General features: G+C 74.1%; 13 protein-coding genes and 1 riboswitch. Of the genes, 5 read left to right on the forward strand and 8 right to left on the reverse strand.

Annotated features, from left to right (window positions below; translation table 11 throughout):
• Positions 1–118: 118 nt before the first annotated feature.
• The 4 genes from cobM to EV372_RS22470 are packed head-to-tail and all read right to left on the reverse strand — an operon-like array spanning position 119 to position 3,988.
• Positions 119–880, reverse strand: coding sequence for a precorrin-4 C(11)-methyltransferase (gene cobM, locus EV372_RS22455; protein WP_130397633.1), 762 nt, complete (start codon positions 878–880; stop codon positions 119–121).
• The gene (locus tag EV372_RS22460; protein ID WP_130397634.1) at positions 865–2,445 is read right to left on the reverse strand and encodes a precorrin-2 C(20)-methyltransferase; all 1,581 of its coding nucleotides are present in this window, start codon (positions 2,443–2,445) and stop codon (positions 865–867) included. The genes cobM and EV372_RS22460 overlap by 16 nt, the downstream gene beginning before the upstream one ends.
• Complete coding sequence (locus tag EV372_RS22465) at positions 2,442–3,107, reverse strand: precorrin-8X methylmutase (RefSeq protein ID WP_130397635.1); 666 nt, start codon at positions 3,105–3,107, stop codon at positions 2,442–2,444. The genes EV372_RS22460 and EV372_RS22465 overlap by 4 nt, the downstream gene beginning before the upstream one ends.
• Complete coding sequence (locus EV372_RS22470) at positions 3,104–3,988, reverse strand: nitrite reductase (protein WP_130397636.1); 885 nt, start codon at positions 3,986–3,988, stop codon at positions 3,104–3,106. The genes EV372_RS22465 and EV372_RS22470 overlap by 4 nt, the downstream gene beginning before the upstream one ends.
• A gap of 54 nt (positions 3,989–4,042) precedes the next feature.
• Positions 4,043–4,249, reverse strand: a riboswitch (cobalamin riboswitch).
• 449 nt (positions 4,250–4,698) lie between these two features.
• Between EV372_RS22470 and EV372_RS22475 the strand changes: the two genes are divergently transcribed.
• Positions 4,699–4,866 (forward strand): CsbD family protein, encoded by a 168-nt coding sequence (locus EV372_RS22475; protein WP_130397637.1) that lies wholly within the window; start codon positions 4,699–4,701, stop codon positions 4,864–4,866.
• A gap of 197 nt (positions 4,867–5,063) precedes the next feature.
• Here EV372_RS22475 and nhaC read toward each other — a convergent pair whose 3' ends face one another.
• Both nhaC and EV372_RS22485 read right to left on the reverse strand, forming a co-directional pair.
• Positions 5,064–6,512, reverse strand: a complete 1,449-nt coding sequence (nhaC, locus tag EV372_RS22480; protein WP_130397638.1) for a Na+/H+ antiporter NhaC — start codon at positions 6,510–6,512, stop codon at positions 5,064–5,066.
• Positions 6,513–6,548: 36 nt separating this feature from the next.
• Positions 6,549–7,682 (reverse strand): aminotransferase class I/II-fold pyridoxal phosphate-dependent enzyme, encoded by a 1,134-nt coding sequence (locus tag EV372_RS22485; RefSeq protein ID WP_130397639.1) that lies wholly within the window; start codon positions 7,680–7,682, stop codon positions 6,549–6,551.
• A 366-nt stretch (positions 7,683–8,048) separates the two neighbouring features.
• Here EV372_RS22485 and EV372_RS22490 point away from each other — a divergent pair, with 366 nt between their 5' ends.
• The gene (locus EV372_RS22490; RefSeq protein WP_130397640.1) at positions 8,049–8,852 is read left to right on the forward strand and encodes a FadR/GntR family transcriptional regulator; all 804 of its coding nucleotides are present in this window, start codon (positions 8,049–8,051) and stop codon (positions 8,850–8,852) included.
• A gap of 102 nt (positions 8,853–8,954) precedes the next feature.
• Entirely contained in the window at positions 8,955–9,296 is a 342-nt protein-coding gene (locus tag EV372_RS22495; RefSeq protein ID WP_130397641.1) for an AQJ64_40280 family protein, read from the forward strand.
• Positions 9,297–9,504: 208 nt separating this feature from the next.
• On the opposite strand, the gene EV372_RS22500 is transcribed toward EV372_RS22495, so the two are convergent.
• Positions 9,505–12,039 (reverse strand): sensor histidine kinase, encoded by a 2,535-nt coding sequence (locus tag EV372_RS22500; protein ID WP_130397642.1) that lies wholly within the window; start codon positions 12,037–12,039, stop codon positions 9,505–9,507.
• 310 nt (positions 12,040–12,349) lie between these two features.
• On the opposite strand from EV372_RS22500, the gene EV372_RS22505 reads away from it, so the two are divergent.
• Both EV372_RS22505 and EV372_RS22510 read left to right on the forward strand, forming a co-directional pair.
• Positions 12,350–13,132, forward strand: a complete 783-nt coding sequence (locus tag EV372_RS22505) for a response regulator (RefSeq protein WP_130397643.1) — start codon at positions 12,350–12,352, stop codon at positions 13,130–13,132.
• The gene (locus tag EV372_RS22510; protein ID WP_130397644.1) at positions 13,129–14,568 is read left to right on the forward strand and encodes a TrkH family potassium uptake protein; all 1,440 of its coding nucleotides are present in this window, start codon (positions 13,129–13,131) and stop codon (positions 14,566–14,568) included. Before EV372_RS22505 ends, EV372_RS22510 begins: the two co-directional genes overlap by 4 nt.
• Before the next feature lie 30 nt (positions 14,569–14,598).
• On the opposite strand, the gene EV372_RS22515 is transcribed toward EV372_RS22510, so the two are convergent.
• Positions 14,599–15,807: an FAD-dependent oxidoreductase gene (locus EV372_RS22515; RefSeq protein ID WP_130397645.1), complete on the reverse strand. Its 1,209-nt coding sequence runs from the start codon at positions 15,805–15,807 to the stop codon at positions 14,599–14,601.
• Between the last annotated feature and the right edge of the window lie 15 nt (positions 15,808–15,822).

The raw sequence follows: 15,822 nt of genomic DNA on the forward strand, positions 1-15,822 counted from the left end.
CGCCGCGCCGCTTCGCGCCCAGGGGTCGGGAGCACGGGAGCCTCCGACCCCCGCGGGCACGCCCCTCCCTCCACGCGAACCCGCCCGCGGGACCTCCGGAACCCCTTCGGGGCCCTCCCTATCCGCTGACCCGGGGCCGGGCCGGGTCGTAGAGGTAGGACTCACCGCCCGTCTCCGGATCGAGCGCCCGCCCCACCAGGATCACCGCCGCCTGACGGAACCCGGCCTCCTCCACCGCGTCGGCCACGGTGGAGACCGTGCCGCGCAGCACCGCCTCGCCCGGCTGGCTGGCCCGGTACACCACGACCACCGGGCAGTCGCCGCCGTACTCGGGTTCGATCTCGGCCATCAGCTCGCGCACCCGCCGGATCGCCAGGTGCAGCACCAGCGTGGCCCGGGTCGCGGCGAACGCGGCCAGCGACTCGGTGTCGGGCATGGCGGTCGAGCGGGCCCGCGTCCGGGTCAGCACCACCGACTGGGCCACCAGCGGCACGGTCAGCTCCCGTCCCGCCAGCGCCGAGGCGGCCGCGTAGGCGGGCACCCCGGGCGTGACGTCCCACGGAACGCCGTGCGCGTCGAGCCTGCGGGTCTGCTCGGCCAGCGCCGAGTACAGCGACGGGTCGCCGGAGGTGAGCCGCACGACGTCGCGCCCCGCCGCGTGCGCGCGGACCAGGTGGTCGGTGATGCGGTCCAGGTCCAGGCCCTGGGTGTCCACCAGCTCCGCGCCGGGCGCGCAGTGCGTCAGGACCTGCGGGTCCAGGTAGGTGCCTGGGTAGAGCACTACGTCGGCCCCGGCGAGCATGCGCGTGGCGCGCACGGTCAGCAGGTCGGCGGCGCCGGGCCCCGCGCCCACGAAGTGCACGGTCACGGCTTCACCCACCTGGGGGTCCACACGCGGCCCGCCCCGGTGACCCGGGTTCCCGAGGCGCCGACGATGAGCAAACAGCGCATGTCCACGGCGGCGGGGTCGAGTTCGCCCAGGGTGGTCACCGTCAGGGACTCGCCCTCGCGGCCCACGTCGCGGCCGACGACGACCACGGTGTCGGGTTTGCGGTGCTCCAGCAGGATCCGGCGGGCGGTGGCGATCTGCTCGGTCCGGGACCGGGAGGCGGGGTTGTAGACGGCCAGCGCCAGGTCGGCCTCGGAGACGGCGCGCAGCCGCCGCTCGACCACCTCCCACGGTTTGAGGCGGTCCGACAGGCTCATCACCGCGAAGTCGCCGCCCACGGGTGCGCCCGCGCGGGCCGCGACCGCCTGGACTGCGCTGACCCCCGGCAGCACCCGGACGGGCACGTCCCGGTAGGCGGGGTCCTCGGCCGCCTCGAACACGGCGGTGGCCATGCCGAAGACCCCGGCGTCCCCGCCGGAGACCACGGCCACGCGTTCGCCGCGCCCGGCCAGGTCGAGGGCGAACCGGGCGCGCTGGAGTTCGACGGTGTTGCCGGAGGCGTGCCGGGTGAGCCCGGGGCGCTGCGGTACCCGGTTGACGTAGGGGCCGTAGCCCACCACGTGGTCCACCTCGGCCAGCGCCGCGCTCGCCTCGGGGGTGAGCCAGTCCCCGGGACCGGGACCCAGACCCACGACCAGCAGTTCGGCCGCCGCTCCGGTGGTCGCGGACGCCGTGCCCGCCGCCGGTCCGGCGGAACCGGGCCCCGCTTGGGTCGTCTGCGCCGTCTGTGTCGCCTGCGTCCGCGCGGCCTCGCCGACCCGCCGGGAGCGCGGCCCGTTGCGGCTGTCCCCGGTCACCAGCACCAGGGAGAAGTAGGGCACCGTCGCCGGGTCCACCTCGGCCACCGGCAGCCGCCGCTCCCCGCCCATCGAGGCCCGCTCCACGTACACCGCGTGCTCCAGCCGCCCGGCCGCGGCCAGGGCGCGGCGCACGGCCGGGAAGGTCCGGCCCAGCTTCATGACCACGGCCGCGTCGGTGTCGGCCAGGCGGCGGGCCAGTTCCGGTTCGGGCAGGGTGCCGGGCAGCACGGTGAGCACGTCGGTCTGCCGGGCCAGCGGGGCGGCAGCGGCGGCCGTGGCGGCGGCGAACGCCGGGACGCCCGGCACGATCTCGGTGGGGTAGCGCTCCGACAGCCGGTCGTGCATGTACATGTACGACCCGTAGAACAGCGGGTCGCCCTCCGAGAGCAGGACGACGTCGCGCCCGGCGTCCAGGTGGGCGGCCAGCCGGGCGGCGGACTCCTCGTAGAAGTCGGCCAGCGCCCCCGCGTAGCCGCCCGGGTGGTCGGTCGCCCCGGTGGTCACCGGATAGGTCAACCGCTCCTCGACCACCCCGTCCGGGATCAGCGCGCCGGCGATGCGGCGGGCGTTGGACTCCTTGCCCGCACCCGCGTGGTAGGCGACGACGTCGGCCGCGGCGATGAGCCTGGCCGCCTTGAGGGTGATCAGCTCGGGGTCGCCCGGGCCGACGCCGACGCCGTGGAAACGGCCGGTCACTCTTCCTCCTTGGCGAGTGCGTTGAGGGCCGAGGAGGTCATCGCCGAACCCCCGCGGCGGCCGCGCGCGGTCACGTAGGGCACGTCGAGGCCGTGCCGGTCGCGCAGTTCGGTCAGCGCCTGCTTGGACTCGGCGGCGCCGACGAAGCCGACCGGGCAGCCGACGATCGCGGCGGGCCGCGGTGCGCCGTCGATCAGCATCTCCAGAAGGTGGAACAGGGCGGTGGGCGCGTTGCCGACGGCGACCACGGCGCCGTCGAGCAGCGGCTCCCACAGCGACACCGCGGCGGCCGTGCGGGTGGTGCCCCACTCTCTGGCCAGGCCGGGCACCCGTTCGTCGCCCAAGAGGCAGAGCACCTCGTTGTCGCTGGGCAGGCGGCTCGCGGTCACACCGGAGGCCACCATGCGCGCGTCGCACAGGATCGGCGCACCGGCCCGGAGGGCGGCGCGCGCCGCGGGCACCAGATCGGGGTGGACGACGAGGTCGTCGGCGAGGTCGACCTGGCCGGTGCCGTGGATCATCCGCACGGCGAGCCGTTCGGCGTTGGCGGGCAGGTGGTCGAGGCGGGCCTCGCGCCGGATGGTGGCGAAGGAGTCGGCGTAGATGGCGGGCCCGTCGTCGGCGTACTCGTAGTGCCGGTTCGGTCTTCTCGGGGAGGTCACCGCGCCTCCCCGGGAACGAGGACGGCGCGCCACGGCGTCACGACGAGTTCGCCGGACCCGGCCTCGACGGCTTCGGCGGCGAGCGCGTCGGCGGCGGCCCGGTCCAGGCCGTCCTCGGGCACGGGGACGTGCCGTCCGATCCCGGGCAGCGGGCCGTAGGGCAGCGGCGGCGCGGGTTCGGGCAGCCCCGGGTCGGGCGGTACCGGGTCGGTCAGGGGCGAGGGGAGCTCGGCCACGTGCCAGGGGGCGCCGGGGCCGTCCCCGCGCAGATCCAGGAACCGGTCGGCGAGGCGCACGAGCGCGGCCGCGGCCTCCTCCAGCGGGGTCAGCGGACCCCAGTGCTCCCCGGCCCTGAGCTGGGCGGTGTGCGCGTCGAGGGCGACGAGCCCCAGGTCGCAGGAGCGCTCCAGCAGGTCGCCGCTTCCGTCGTCCAGGACGAAGAGGAAGCGGCCGGGAAGGGCGGCGCGGCGCGGTTCGGCGCACAGCAGCCCGTCCAGCCCGGCGGCCACGGGCCGCAGGTCCGCCCTTCCGCCCCCGAGCCCCGTGCGGGGGGAGACCATGATGTTGCGGACCAGTTCGTGGGAGGGCGAGGGCAGCAGTCCGGTTCCCTCCAGGGCCCGGAGCACTTCGGGGGAGAGCCGCCCCCCGCTTCCGGGCAGGGCGCGCAGCTGCACGTTGGCCCGCCCGGTGACGTGGATCCGGCCGTCGCCGTACTCCTGGGCCACGGCGGCCAGGGCGCGCAGCGAACGGGCGGGGAGCCTGCCGCCGACGAGCCGGAGCCGGACCAGCAGCCCGTCGTCGGCGGGCCAGGGCCGCAGGGCGCCCGGGCAGCGGTCGCGCCGGGCGCGGACGGTGGGGGATGGGGAGCCCATCGGGGACATGCGCGTCCTTCTGGTCAGGGACCCGTTCGCGGGGTCCTCGGTTGACCTGGCGGCCCGTCACCGCCAGCGCCAGCAGGTCTTCGGACTCGGGATCGACCGGTGCGGAGCGCCTTCCCGGAGCGTGCGCTCCAGTGGCTGTCCCGGGGAACCGCGTCCCCGGGGCGTGCCCGCCCGTCACCCTCACCGCTGCGCGTCAGCCCCGGATTCGCACCGGGTTCCCTGCCCCACGAGGTGGAGTTCGACTGGCTCGACGAGGGTACCGTTCCCCTCCCGGGCCAGGTCCGGGGGCCTTCCCCCGAAGGGGCGCGGACCGGTACCGCGCCGGGGCGCCGTGGTGGGACCCGGAGCCCGGGAGGCGCGGCCCGCTCCCGGACGCGGCGGTTCGCGCTGGGGTGAAGGCGGTACCCGGCTCCGCGTCGGCCCGGAGCCCGCGGGGCCGACCGGCGCCCCGTGCGGCTGCCCGCGCCCGGGGCGGCCCGGAGAAGGGGCGGGGTTCGGTGTCCGGGCGCGGAGGTGGGGCGGCGACGCGGGTTCGCGGGCCCGATCCCGGCCCGTGTTCGGGCGGAACAGCGGTGGTGGCGGCGGGCGTGGAGCGTTTCGAGGGTTTTGCGGGGATTTTAGGGTTTCTTGTTTCGGGCAGGGGACGGGGAGAGGGGCGGTTCGCAGAGCAGTACGCCGCTCCTCGCGGGAACCACCGAAGGAGGAAGAGCATGAGCGCCAGTGAGAAGGGCCGCAGCCAGGCCGAGATGGTCAAGGGCAAGGCCAAGGAGACCACCGGCAAGGCCACCGGCAACGACCGCATGAAGAACGAGGGTCGCGCCGAGATGGCCAAGGGGCGCCTGCGCCAGGGCAAGGAGGACATGAAGAAGGGCCGGTAGGTGCCGCCTTCGCGGACGGTCGTGGACGGCCCCCGCCAGCGGGAGCCTTCCGACCGACCGACCGGCCGGACGGGGAGGGCCGCGAGCCCCCGCCCCGCCGTGGCCGCCGACCTGATCGCCTTCGCGTCCGAGGGGAGCGGAGCACGTGCCCCGCACGTGCTCCGCTCCCCTTTTCGCGTGGCCGCCCCGGGCGGGGCTCAGGTCGTGGAGCGCTCTTGCTCCGGTTCGAGGCGGCGGACGCCGAAGCCCCGGGTCAGCGGCGCGAGGAAGGCGATCAGGGCGGAGAACAGGAAACCGCTCCAGTTGAACACCGCCCACGGCAGGAACTCGAAGTTGGCCACGCCCAGGGTCGTGGCGAAGAAGACGCCCGACACCGTCCAGGGCATCAGCACCTCGGTGATCGTGACCGAGTCCTCCATGCTGCGCGACAAGTTGACCGGGTGCAGGTTCCTGGCCCGGTAGGCGTCGCCGTAGACGTCCTTGACCAGGAAGAAGGTCACCAGGGCGTTGGAGGTGCCGTTGATGATGGTGAAGCCGGAGAGCAGGGTGGTGAGGATGAGGCTGCCCGTGGACCGCAGCCGGGCGATGAGCCCCTCCAGCAGGACCCGCAGCACGCCCGACTTCTCCAGCGCCGAGGCGAAGAAGAAGGCGCAGAAGACGAAGAACGCCGAGTTGTACATCGAGTACAGCCCGCCCCGGTTCACCAGCTCGGCCAGGACGTCGGAGACCCCGTCCCCCTGCGGCAGCATGTCGGTGGTGAAGCCGGAGACGACCGCGGCGAACAGGTCGCCCACGCTCGCCCCCTGGACCAGCAGCGCGATCAGCAGGGCCGTCATGGACGACGCGAACAGCACGACCAGCGGAGGCTTGCGCATGACCGACCCGGCGAGCACGACCACCGCCGGGATCAGCAGCAGCGGGTTGAGGGTGAACAGCCCGTTCAGCTCGGTGGCGACCTCGTCGATGCCGCCCAGGTTGGCGGACGAGGTGGTGATGGTGGTGCCCGCGAGCAGGAAGACGACGACGGCCAGTACCGACGAGGGCACGGCCGTGTAGAGCATGTGCCGGATGTGCTCGTAGAGGTTGGCGCCCGCCGCGAGCGAGCTCATGTTGGTGGTGTCCGACAGCGGCGAGAGCTTGTCCCCGAAGTAGGCGCCGGACACGACGGCGCCCGCCGTGATCGCCAGCGACACGTCCATCGTCTGGGCCACCCCGATCAGGGCGACGCCGATCGTTCCCCCGGCGCCCCACGACGTGCCGGTGAAGGTGGCGACCAGAGCGGTGGACAGGAAGGCCAGCACGTACAGGTAGGAGGGGTTGATGAGCTCCAGGCCGTAGTAGACCATGAGGGGGATCGTCCCGGCGATCATCCACGAGCCGATGAGCATGCCGATGCTGAGCAGGATCAGGACCGCGGGCAGGGCGCTCCTGAGCTTGTCGCCCATGTTCGTCAGCACGTCGTCCCAGCGCACGCCGTGCCAGAGCGCGAAGAGGGCGAACACCACCCCCGCGAAGATGAGCATGAGCTCGGCGGGGTACTTCAGGACGCCGATGCCGCCGACCAGAACGGCGACGGTGATGACCACGGGGACGCACGCCGCCGCCACGCCGGGTCGGCGGACGTGTTCGTCCGGGGGGTTAGCCATCTACTTTCCTCTCGGTGATGACCGCTTTCCGGTCTTCTACAGTGCGGTGAAGGCCCTTTCGAGATCCTCGATCTGGCTGTCGGCCCCCTCCAGTCCCACGGAGAGGCGGATCATTCCGGGGGAGAATCCCCTCTCCCGCATCGCCTCCTCGTTTCCGGGCCGGACGGGAGCGGTGACCAGGCTTTCGTAGCCGCCCCAGCTCGCGCCGATCCGGAACAGCGAAAGACGGTTGACGAAGGCCGCGACCTTTGCGAAGGAACCGTCCTTCAGGTCGAAACTGAGCAGCCCGGAGAAACCGCTGAACTGGTTCTTGACCAGGGGGTCGTCGGGCCGGTGGTCGTGGTGGGGGTGGTGGATCGCCGCCACCTCGGGCCGGGTCGCCAGGTAGTCGATGACCCGCACGGCGCTGCGCTCGTGCTCGGCCATCCTGATCGGCAGCGTCCGCAGCCCGCGCAGCACCATCGACGCCTCGACGGCCGACATGACCGAGCCCAGGAGCTGGAACCCCGTGTAGAAGAGGTCGCGCACGAAGGAGGCCGGGCCGATCACCGCCCCGCCCAGGACGTCGCTGTGACCGCCGATGTACTTGGTGCACGAGTGGATGACGATGTCCACCCCGGCCAGGATCGGCTTCTGGAAGAGCGGTGTGGACCAGGTGTTGTCCATCACGGTCCAGACGCCCCTGGCCCGTGCGGTCCGGGTGATCGCGGCCAGGTCCAGGACCTTCATCCGCATGGTCCCGGGGCTCTCGACGTAGACCAGCGCCGTGTTCTTGCGCAGGTGGGGCTCGATGTCGGACGTGCCGTCGGGGAGCACGGTGTGGTCGATGCCGAAACCGCGCAGGTGCTCGGCCATCTCCAGGGCCGGGCCGTAGGTGCTGTTGACGAAGAGGATGTGGTCTCCGCCGCGCAGCAGGCTCATCAGGACGGCGCTGATGGCGCCCATCCCGGAACCGAAGCACTTGCAGGCCTCGCCGCGCTCCAGAAGGGCCAGCCTCTCCTCCAGGAAGGCCACCGTGGGATTGGCGCCGCGGCTGTAGACGTACCTCTCGTGTTCCTGTTCCTGCTCCTGGATGAACGCCTCGAACGAGGGTTTGGTGAAGATGCTGGTCTGGAACACCGGAGGGGCGACCGCGCCGTGGACGTTCTCCGCCCCCTCCCACGCGCTCATGCAGATTTCCCTGTCGGACCTGTCCACCGTTGCCCTCCGGTCGGCTCGTGGGCGCGCTCGCGCGGGTGCGGTGGGGGGTGGTTTCCGACCCGCCGCCGCGCCCGCCGTCGCCGCCCGTGCGCGGGCGGTGCCCGCGCTCGTGTCGGTGCGGCCGGCGGTCGCCCGTGGTAGGCGACACCGCTCGCACGCGTGCTCACGGCAGGGCTCTCGCGGTCGAGACGACGCGGGGCCCGTGCCGGTGCGGTCATCTTGTAGTACAAGCTGCTAAGTAGTCAATGGGGGGACGGTGCTGGTCCGTCCGCCGGTTCGGGCCTCTGTACGCTGGGGAGTCGGCACATCCCTCCAGTGAAGGACGAGGCGTACACGATGGGATCAGCGTCGCCGGGAACCCAGGGCGAAGGGCTCGCGGGCCGGTCCCAGCCGCGGCACGCCCGGCCGAACTCGCTGACCTCGCAGGTCGTCGCCTTCGTGGAGGAGCTGTGCGTGGGCCCCGACGCGCGGCCGGGCAGCCAGCTGCCCTCGGAGAAGGAACTGGCCGAACGCTTCGGTGTGAGCCGGGTCGTGCTGCGCGAGGCCCTGAGGACCCTGGAGGCCAAGGGCCTGATCCACCGCCGCCAGGGCAAGCCCGCGGTCATCGCCTCGCCCAACGCCCTGCCGGTGGAGAACTTCGTGGCCCTGTCGGTGCTGCGCGACCGCCGGGCGCTGATGGAGTTCACCGAGATCCGCAAGGCGCTGGAGGTGCACGGCGCCCGGCTGGCCGCGCAGCGCGTCGCCGGGCCGGAGGAGGAGCAGACCCGCGAGGACATCGCCCGGGCCCGCCAGGCCATCGCCGACATGCGCGCCGCGCCCCTGGACGTGCCCAACCGCGTGCGCACCGACTTCGCCTTCCACCAGGCCCTGATCTCGGCCTCGGGCAACCGGAGCCTCACCCAGATCCTGGACGCGCTGGAACGGTCCCTGGCCGACAGCCGCGAGCAGAGCCACCGCCGGTTCCTGGCCACGGCCGAGGACCCGGCGGTGTCCGCGACCGAGCACGAGGAGGTGCTGGAGGCGGTGCTGAGCGGCGACCCCGCCCGCGCGGTGGCGGCGATGGAGGAGCACCTCCAGGTCACCCTGCGCGAGATCGAGACCCGCCCCAAGGCGGAGGGGGCGCGGGAGGACCCGGCCTGACCGGTCGCCGGTCGCCGCTGTCCCGGTATCGCGTGCCCTGCCGCCCGTGAGTAGCGTGGGGGCGTTCGTCGTCTTCCGCACACCGAGGAGGAGAGGCAGCGCATGACGAAGAGGGCCGGGGTGGACTGGGTCAGCGTCGAGGAGGGCCTTCCGCACGACGGCGCCGCCGTGGTGGGGGCCGTGACCGGCCGCTACCCGGACGGGGAGGAGTTCTGGCTGGTCCTGCCGATGCACTTTCGTCGCACCGACTTCGACGAGACCACGGGCGAGGAGATCCGGGACGTCTTCGTCGACCCGGACTGGGTGGTGCGCAAGCCCTACGGCGGCGACACCGAGGAGCAGGTCACGCACTGGGCGGCGTACCCGCACCTGCCCGGGATGACCGTGCACCAGGTCATCGGCGACGAGGTGCACGACGCCCTGGCCGCGGCCCGGCGGGGCTGACCGGGGAGCGGTCGGAACCCGCGCCGACCCGCTGCCCCGACACCGGGCGCGCGCCTCACCGGAGTCCGGCCGCCCGTCCTCGCGGCGGGCGCGACTCCCGTGCCAGCGGGTCAGGGGACCAGGGGGCGTCCAGCCGTCGGCCCGGGGCCCCGGGCCGACGGTTCCCGCAGCCCGCCCTGAGGGCGGGGTGTCGGCGGGGGCGGTGCCGCTAACCGGCGGCTCCCGCGACGGGCAGGACCAGGCGCAGCGTCAGCCCGCCGCCCGGGGTGGTCTCGGGCAGCAGCGAGCCCCCCATGGCCTCCATGAGCCCGCGCGAGAGCGCCAGGCCCAGCCCGAGCCCCGTCGCCGCGTCGGTGTCCCCGAGCCGCTGGAAGGGCACGAACATGCGCTCGCGCTCGTGCTCGGGCACCCCGGGGCCGTGGTCGGCCACCAGCAGTTCCACCTGGTCGCCCGTCCAGGAGGCGGTGACCGAGGGCGGCCGGTCGTGCGGGCTGAAGCGCAGCGCGTTGCCCACCACGTTGGCCAGCACCCGCTCCAACAGGCCGGGGTCGGCCGCGACCTCCGGCAGCTCCCCGGGCACCCGCACCCGCACGTCGCGCCCCTGTTCGCCCAGGTCGTCCAGGACCGCGAACACCGACTCGCGCAGCGACAGACCCGTGACCGTCACGCCCAGCACACCCGCTTGGAGGCGGCTCATGTCCAGCAGGTCGGTCACCAGCCGGGTCAGGCGGTCCAGGGACTCGTCCGCGGTGGCCAGCAGTTCGGCCTGGACCTCCTCGCTGAAGCGCACCTCCCGGCTGCGCAGACTGGTCACCGACGCCTTGGCCGAGGCCAGGGGGGCCCGGAGGTCGTGGCTGACCGCGGCCAGCAGCGCGGTGCGCATCCGGTCGGCCTCCGCCAGCGTTCCGGCCGAGGCCGCCTCCTGGGCCAGCCGCTCCTGGCGCAGCGCGACGGCGGCCTGCGCGGCGAAGGCCTCGATGATGCGCCGCTCGCCCGCGCGCGGCCGGTGCCCGTGCAGCACCAGGGTCAGCCCCTCGTCCACCGGGACGTCCACGTCGGCCCCGCCCGGGGCCGAGCCGGGGAGCTCCCCGACGGAGGCGACCGCCTCCCACGCCCCGGGGTCGTTGCGGTGGTCGGGCCGGGAGGAGGCCTGCGGCCTGCGCTCCAGCAGCGCGACCGACTCCAGGGAGAAGGTCTCGCGCAGCCTCTCCAGCAGCGCCTCCAGGGGACGCGAGCCCCGCAGCACGCTTCCGGCCACCGTGGCCAGGGTCTGGGCCTCGGCGCTGGCCCGCGCCGCCTCGCGGGTACGCCGCGCGGCCTGGTCCACGACCACGCTCACCGCCACGGCCACGAACACGAACACCACGAGGGTGAGCAGGTTGCCCGGCCGGTTGACCACCAGCGTCTCGTAGGGCTCGGTGAAGAAGAGGTTGAGCACCACGAACCCGCTGAACGCCGCCGCCAGCGCGGGCCACAGCCCGCCGACCAGCGCCGTCGCCGTCACGGTGGCGAACACCAGCAGGATTCCGCCGCTGAGGTACTCCTCGCTGTGGGGGACGCCGGTGCCGAACACCAGCAGCGCCAGCGCGGTGAGCGCCAGCGCGTACCCCGCCAGCCTGCGGCGGCGCGAGACCGCTCCCGAGCGCGCCCGTCCGGAGCCGCGCTCGGCCTCCTCCAGGGTGACCAGGTGGACGTCGATGGACTCCGACAGCGCCGTGGTGGCCGCGCCCACCCCCGGCCTCAGCAGGCGGGCGAGCCTGCCCCGACCGCTCGCGCCCAGGACCAGCTGGGTGGCGTCCACCCCCTGGGCGAACGCGGTCAGCGCGGCGGGCACGTCCTCGCCCACGACCTGGTGGTAGGTGCCGCCCAGGTCCTCCACCAGCACCCGCTGCCGGGCGAGCATGGCGGGGTCGGCGCCCACCGGGCCGTCGCCGAGCGCCACGTGCACGGCCAGCAGCTCGACCCCCCTGCCGCGCCCCGCGATCCGGGCGGCCCGGCGGATGAGCGCCTCCCCGCCGGGGCCCCCGCTCAGGCCCACGACCACGCGCTCGCGGGTCTGCCACGCCGAGGCCGCGCGGTGCTCGCCGCGGTGGCGTCTGAGCTCGTCGTCCACGCGCCCGGCCAGCCACAGCAGCGCCAGCTCGCGCAGGGCGGTCAGGGTGTCGGCCCGGAACCGGTGGCACAGCGCGGCGTCGATCCGGTCGGGGCCGTAGACGTTGCCGTGCGCGAGCCGCCGCCGCAGGGCCTCGGGCGTCATGTCCACCAGTTCGATCTGGTCGGCCCCGCGCACCCACGCGTCGGGCACGGTCTCGCCCTGGCGGGTGCCGGTGACGCGCTCCACGACGTCGTTGAGCGATTCCAGGTGCTGGACGTCGAGTGTGGACAGCACCGTGATCCCCGCCTCCAGCAGGGCCTCGATGTCCTGCCAGCGGCGGGCGTTGCGCGCGCCGGGGGCGTTGGCGTGCGCGAGGTCGTCCACGAGGACGACCTGCGGGCGGCGGGCCAGCACGGCGTCCAGGTCCATCTCCTCCAGGCGGGTCCCCCGGTGGGTCAGGACGGCGCGCGGGACCGTCTCCAGGTCGTCCACCATCGCCTCCGTCATCGCCCGGCCGTGGCTCTCCACGAACCCGATGACCACGTCGGCGCCGCGGTCGCGGCGCCGGTGCGCCTCGTCCAGCATCCGGTAGGTCTTGCCGACACCGGGCGCCGCGCCCAGGTAGACGCGCAAGTGGCCGCGTGTCATCGTGTGCCCCCTTCCGGCCTCCCCATCCTGACTGGTCACGGAGGTGCTTTCGGACATTTCACTGCTAACAGGGCGCTAAATCCGGCCCCCGGGCTGCCCGGGGAGCGTTAGCGTGCTCCTCGTACCGGCCGCCACCGCGCGGAGCCGCCACCGCGCGGAGCCGCCGCGGCGCCGGTGCCGTCGCGACCTGCGGACACGGCGCCCGTGCCGCGGCGGCCCGCGGACGCGGCGCGCCTAGCATCGTGAGCGCGGAGCATCGTGAGTGCGGAGCCCCGTCCGGGGCGTCCGAACGGGGGAGATACGGACCAGTATGGACAAGGACACCGGCACCGGCGCGGACAGAGCGCCCTCGGTCCTCGTCGTCGACGACGACCCCCTCATCCGCAGGACGCTGGAGGTGAACCTGCGGGCCCGCGGCTACACCGCCTACCTCGCCGACACCGGTGAGCACGCGCTGCGGCTGGTGGCCCGCCACCGCCCCGACCTGCTCCTGCTCGATCTGGGCCTGTCCGGTATGGACGGCCTGGAGGTCCTGCGGGGGCTGCGCGGGTGGACGGACGTGCCGGTGGTCGTGCTCTCGGGGCGCGACACCGAGCCCATGAAGGTCCAGGCGCTGGACCTGGGCGCCGACGACTACGTCATCAAGCCCTTCGGGATGGACGAGCTGTTCGCCCGGGTGCGCGCGGCCATGCGCCGCTCCGCGGTGCCCGAGTACGAGGCGGCGGTGGACACCGCCGACTTCACGGTGGACCTGGCCGCCAAGCAGGTCCTGCGCGGCGGGGAACCGGTGCGGCTGACCCCGCGCCAGTGGCACATCGTGGAGGTCCTGGCGCGCAACCCCGACCGCCTGGTCACCCACAAGCACCTGCTCAACGAGGTGTGGGGGCCTTCGTACGGGCGCGAGACCAACTACCTGCGGGTGTTCATGACCAAGATCCGCCAGCGCCTGGAGCCGGACCCGCCCCGGCCGCGCTACTTCCTGACCGAACCCGGGCTGGGCTACCGGTTCCGGCCGGACGGTGGAGCCGCCGGGTGCGCGTCCGCGTCGGAGGGCCCGGAGAGCGGTCCGGAGGGTCGGGGGAGCGGCCGGTGAGAACGGGAACCGGGCAGAACCCAGCGGGCCCACGGGTACCACGGGTCCCTAGGATCCCGGTCCGCGCCGGTGCCCGCGTCGACCGGAGGCTGCGCGACCTGTCCGGGTGGTTCAAACCGCCGCAGCTCACCGCCGCGGCCTTCGCCGCCCTGATCCTGGTCGGCGCGGGCCTGCTGTCCCTGCCCGCCGCCACCGGGGCCGGGGAGCGGGCGCCCTTCGCCACGGCCCTGTTCACCGCCACCTCGGCGGCCAGCGTGACCGGCCTGGCGGTGGTGGACACCGCCTCCTACTGGTCGGGGCTGGGCGAGGCGGTGATCCTGGCCCTGATCCAGGTCGGCGGGTTCGGCATCATGGCGCTGGCCACCGTCCTGACCCTGGTGGTCGGGCGGCAGCTCGGGCTGCGGATGGCGGTGCGCACCGGCTCGGAGGCCAAGGTGGTCACCCTGGGCGAGGTGCGCCAGCTGGTCACCGGGGTCCTGGTGGTGACGGTGGTGTTCGAGACGGCCCTGGCGGCGGTGCTGTCGCTGCGCTGGTGGCTGGGGCACGGGCTGTCCCTGCCCGAGGCCGTCTACACGGGCGTCTTCCACGCCGTCTCGGCCTTCAACAACGCCGGGTTCGCGCTCTACGCCGACAGCCTCACGGGGTTCGCCGAGGACCCGTGGATCACGGTCCCGGTGGCCCTGGGGGTCCTGGCCGGAGGGCTCGGGTTCCCGGTGTGGGTGGAGCTGTGGCGCTTCACGCGGCACCGCGCCGAGCACCGCCACTGGACGCTGCACGTCAAGGTCACCCTGGTGATGACGGGGCTGCTGCTCGTGGTGGGGTTCGTGGCCTTCCTGGCCCTGGAGTGGTCCAACCCGGCGACCATGGGCGGGCTCGACCTGCGCGGGAAGCTGCTCACCGCGTTCTTCCAGTCGGTGATGCCGCGCACGGCGGGCTTCAACAGCCTCGACTTCGGACAGATGAACACCCAGACGCTGCTGGTCACCGACATCCTGATGTTCGTCGGGGGAGGCAGCGCGGGCACGGCCGGGGGCATCAAGGTGACGACCTTCGCCGTGCTGGCCTTCGTGATCTACGCCAACGTGCGGGGTGAGCCCACGGTCCACGTGTCGGGCCGCCGTCTGGCCGAGGGCACCACCTCGCAGGCGACCACGGTGGTGCTGCTGGCGCTGGGCCTGGTGCTGGCGGGGACGCTGACGCTGATGACGATCACCCCGTTCACCCTGGACCAGATCCTGTTCGAGACGACGTCGGCCTTCGCCACGGTCGGGCTGTCCACCGGCATCACGGCCGACCTGCCGCTGCTGGGGCAGGCGGTGCTGATGTTCTTGATGTTCGTGGGCCGGATCGGGCCGATCACGCTGGCCTCGGCCCTGGCGCTGCGGCGCCGCCCCCGCCTGTACGAGCTGCCCGAGGAGCGGCCGATCGTCGGTTGAGCGGTTCGGGGCCGGCGGACTCCGCGCCCCTCACCCCTGCCGGGCGAGGGCGGCGGTGATCTCGGCGACGGTGCCCTTGGCAGTGCGCCCGGCGCCGATGAGGGTGGCCGACGCGGCACCGGTCCAGTCCCCGTATCCCAGCAGGAACAGCCGGGGTTCGGCCACGGAACGGGTCCCCTCCAGCGCGATCCGGCCCCGGCCGTCCGCCAGTCCCAACGGGGCCAGGTGGTCCAGCACCGGCCGGAACCCCGTGCACCACAGGACGGCGTCGCAGTCCAGGGAGGTGCCGTCGTTCCAGGCCACGCCGGTGCGGGTGAGGCGGTCGAACATCGGCTCGGCCTCGAGCGCGCCGCGCTCGCGCGCCTCGCGGACCGTCGGCACCACCACGATGTCCCCGAGGTCGCCGACGCCCTCGGGGGCCTCCTCGCCCCGCTGCGCCGCCCGCTGCGCGCGGGTGGCGACGCCGAACAGGGCGCGCCCGTCCAGGTCGTCGGGCAGGAACCGGGGCGGGCGCGTGGTGGCCCAGGTGGTCTCGGCCGCCCCGGACAGTTCGGCGAGGATCTGGGCGGCGGAGTTGCCGCCGCCCACGACGACGACCCGCTGTCCGGCGAACTTTTCCGGGCCCCGGTAGTCGACCGTGTGCAGCTGCCTGCCCGCGAACAGCTCCCGGCCCGCGACGTCGGGGACGTGGGGCGCCCGCCAGGTGCCGGTGGCGCTGATGACGCGGCGGGCGCGCCAGCTCACCAGCGGAGGTCGCCGGGCGGGGGAGTGCGGGGTGGCCGGTGGCCGCCCGCCGCCCGGTTCCCCTTCCCGCCGCCCGCCGCCGTCCACGGGCCGCTCCGCTACGGAGCGGGGCGTCCTGGACGGGCGACCGCGCTCCTCCCGGGCGAGCACGCGCAGGGCCCCGCCCTCCCGTTCGACCGCCTCCACGCGGACAGGGCGGTGCACGGGCAGCTCGTAGCGGCGCTCGTACTCGGCCAGGTACCGGGCCACGTGCCGCGCGCTGGGGTACTCCCGCCCCTCCTCGGCGGGCATCCACCAGCCCGGCAGCATGCTGTGCTCGGCTGGGGAGAACAGGCGCAGCGAGTTCCAGTACTCGGTCCAGGAGCCGCCCGGCCCCTCACCCGCGTCCAGGACGGCGAAGTCGAGCCCGGCCCGCCGCAGGAAGTACCCCGCGGCGAGCCCGGCCTGACCGCCGCCGACCACCACCACGTCGTGCACGTGCTCCGCGCCGTCCATTCCCCGTCCCTCCGT

It is taken from the genome of Nocardiopsis sp. CNZ308, from assembly GCF_004217075.1.